Genomic DNA, 3,498 nt, shown 5'->3' on the forward strand with positions numbered 1-3,498 from the left:
CTGGGCCGCGGCGGCGACGTCGGCGTCCCCGGGTGCCAACCGGTCGACGTCCGCGAGGTCGGCGGAGATCGACGTGATCGCCTTGTCGAGGCGCGCGCCGACCGCCGCGAGCTCGGGCCCGGCCCGGTCGACCGCGCCGAGCAGCGTGGCCACCTGGCTGAGCGCCACCTCGGCCGCTCGGGCGTACCCGACGGCGGTGCCGCGCTCGCCGCTCGCGACCGCCTCGTGACCGCGCGCCACCGCTGACTCCACCTCGTCCAGCAGCTGCGCCGCCTGGTCGGGGTTGCGGGCGACGGACGCGAGCGTCACCGGCGGGTACGTCGCCGCGAGCGTGGTGAGGGTCGCGCGCGCCGGGTCGACCTTGCCGCGCGCGAGGGCGGCGGTCCGGGCGTGCTCGTCGAGAGCCTCGCCGACGTGCGACTCGAGGTCGCGCAGGCGGTCGAAGCCGGTCTTCTGGGCATCGAGCGCGCCGGCGACCGTCGCGCAGGTGCGCAGGATCCGGGTCGCCGTCTCCCGGACCTGGGGGTCGGTGTCGGGGATCTCGTCGTCCAGCGTCTGACGGAGCCGGAAGGCCTCGGTGACCTGCGACTTCGCGTCGCCGAGGACGGTCTCGAACTCCGCGGTCGCGGCGGCGCCGAACTGTGCCTGGGCGAACCCGAGCTCCTCCTCGGAAGCCTTGACGGCGTCGTCGATCGCCACGAGTGCCGACGCGGAGCGCCGGTCGAGCTCCGCGGTCGGCACCTCCGCGAGCTCGTCGGCCGGTGGCGCCGGCGGTCCGTCGGGCTTGCCGGCCGTGGCCCGGCGCCGCCGCGCCAGCAGCCACCGGAGTCCGAGCAGCGCGGCGAGGGCCACGAGCGCGATGACGAACAGGTTGCCGAACCCGCCGCCGCCGGACGAGCCGGAGCCGGTGGCCTGCTCGCGCAGGGAGTCGGCTGTGGCGATCGCCGCACCGGCCCAGTCGCCCTGCCGCAGGTGGTCCTCGGCGGCGGCCGCCGCGGCCTCCATCTGGCCGCTGGACAGCCCTTCGACGGACTGCGGAGCGAGCGCGTACCGGCGCGCGTCGGTCGCGACGGCCAGGACGACGTCGCGCGAACCCAGGCCGGACGCCGCGGCGGTGTCCTGGACCCAGTCCACCGGGTCCGCGCCGCCGAAGTCCGAGACGTACACGACGTACAGCTGGTACGGGGTGTCCTGTGCGAGCCGGTCGAGGGCGGCCTGCACGTCCGCCTGGCTGCCGTCGAGCGCGCCCACCTGGTCGGTGATCTCGCCGGTCAGCGTCAGCGGGGCCACCGTGGGGAGCACGGCGGCCCCGAGGAGCAGCGGGAGGCCGAGGAGCAGCGAGACGAGCTTCGAGGGACGACGACGAGGGGCGGGCACCCGTTGATCCTGACGGCGGGTGCGGCACCCCGCAATGCGGGGGTCCCGCCCCTCAGACCTGCCCGGCCTCCGCGGCCGGGTCCAGGTCCTCGGCGTCGACGATCGTGTACGCATAGCCCTGCTCCGCGAGGAAGCGCTGACGGTGCGCGGCGAACTCCTGGTCCACGGTGTCGCGCGCGACGACCGTGTAGAAGTGCGCGGTGCGGCCGTCGCCCTTGGGGCGCATGATCCGGCCGAGCCGCTGGGCCTCCTCCTGGCGCGAGCCGAACGAGCCCGAGACCTGGATCGCGACGGACGCCTCGGGCAGGTCGATCGAGAAGTTCGCGACCTTGGACACCACGAGCTTGTGGATCTCGCCGGTGCGGAAGGCGTCGAACAGCCGCTGCCGCTCGCCCACGCGGGTCTGGCCCGTGATGAGGTCGGCCTGCAGGTGGTCGGCGAGCTCGTCGAGCTGGTCGAGGTACTGGCCGATGACGAGGATCTGGTCGCCCGCGTGCTTCGCGACGAGCTTCTCCACCACGTGGTTCTTGCCCGGCGCGGTCGCCGCGAGGCGGTACTTGTCCTCGGGCTCGGCGGTCGCGTAGAGCATGCGGTCGCGGTCGGGGAGCGTCAGGCGCACCTCGACGCAGTCGGCCGGCGCGATGTAGCCCTGCGCCTCGATGTCCTTCCACGGCGCGTCGAACCGCTTGGGCCCGATCAGCGAGAACACCTCGTCCTCGCGACCGTCCTCCCGCACCAGCGTCGCCGTCAGGCCGAGGCGCCGACGAGCCTGCAGGTCGGCCGTCATGCGGAAGATCGGCGCGGGCAGCAGGTGGACCTCGTCGTAGACCACGAGGCCCCAGTCGCGCGCGTCGAGCAGCTCGAGGTGCGAGTAGACGCCCTTCCGCTTGGTGGTCAGCACCTGGTAGGTCGCGATCGTGACCGGGCGGATCTCCTTGCGGGCGCCCGAGTACTCGCCGATCTCGTCCTCGGTCAGCGACGTGCGCTTGATGAGCTCGTCGCGCCACTGCCGCGCCGAGACGGTGTTGGTCACCAGGATGAGCGTCGTCGTGGACGACTTGGCCATCGCCCCGGCGCCGACGAGCGTCTTGCCGGCGCCGCAGGGGAGCACGACGACCCCCGAGCCGCCGTGCCAGAACCCCTCGACGGCCTGCTTCTGGTACGGCCGCAGCTGCCAGCCGGCCTCGTCGAGCGAGATCGCGTGCGCCTCGCCGTCGACGTACCCGGCCAGGTCCTCGGCGGGCCAGCCGAGCTTGAGCAGCACCTGCTTGAGGTGGCCGCGCTCGGACGGGTGCACGACCACGTCGGTGTCGTCGAGCCGCGCGCCCAGCAGGCCCGCGGTCCGCTTGGAGCGGGTGACCTCGGCGAGCACCGCGGCGTCGAGCGCGTGCAGCACGAGGCCGTGCACGGGGTCCTGGACGAGCTGCAGCCGCCCGTAGCGGGACATGATGTCCGCGACGTCGACGAGCAGCGCGTGCGGGACCGGGTAGCGGCTGTACTGCAGCAGCACGTCGACGACCTGCTCGGCGTCGTGGCCCGCGGCGCGCGCGTTCCACAGGCCCAGCGGGGTCAGGCGGTAGGTGTGCACGTGCTCGGGCGCACGCTCGAGCTCGGCGAACGGGGCGATCGCACGGCGGCAGGCGTCTGCCTGGTCGTGGTCGACCTCCAGCAGCAGGGTCTTGTCGCTCTGCACGATCAGCGGGCCGTTGGTCACGCGGTCTCCTCGTCTGCGGTGCCGCCGTCGCCCTCGGGCGGGGCGACGGGTCGGGCGCGACGGACGGACGCGATGCGGTGCACCGCGACTGTCAGCTCGGACTCGCGCTGCACGTCGGCGGCGCGCAGCCGTCCTCCGTCGATGCGCAGGGGCCGCAGCAGCCGGCGTTCCGGTCTGCCGGTGGGGCCCACCAGCTCGACCCACACGTCCGCCTTCTCGGCGGCCGCCTCGCGCAGCAGCACCAACGCGTCGCCGGGCTCGTCTGTTCCGTCGTCGGCCACCGGGGCGCTCACCCGGGCGGGCGCGACGGGCTCGGGCGCTCGCAGCCGGGCGACCAGGGCCGTGAGCTCGGCGGGCGTGGACACGGCCGGGGCCTCGGCGCCCGCGCGCCGGGTCGCGGCGGCCCG

Annotated in this window: 2 protein-coding genes and 1 pseudogene; all 3 read right to left on the bottom strand. The window is 74.5% G+C overall.

The genetic code is table 11. The features are described from left to right. The coding region (locus tag D1825_RS00705; RefSeq protein ID WP_199721439.1) for a TPM domain-containing protein at positions 1-1,377 on the bottom strand (1,377 nt) is incomplete at its 3' end. A gap of 52 nt (positions 1,378-1,429) precedes the next feature. Further along, positions 1,430-3,091, bottom strand: a complete 1,662-nt coding sequence (locus D1825_RS00710) for a DNA repair helicase XPB (RefSeq protein ID WP_118765617.1) — start codon at positions 3,089-3,091, stop codon at positions 1,430-1,432. Next, positions 3,088-3,498, bottom strand: a pseudogene (locus D1825_RS18375) (helicase-associated domain-containing protein); the annotation flags it as partial. The pseudogene D1825_RS18375 and the gene D1825_RS00710, both read right to left, overlap by 4 nt.

The sequence above is a fragment of the Cellulomonas rhizosphaerae genome (assembly GCF_003470205.1).
Taxonomy (GTDB): Bacteria; Actinomycetota; Actinomycetes; order Actinomycetales; family Cellulomonadaceae; genus Cellulomonas; species Cellulomonas rhizosphaerae.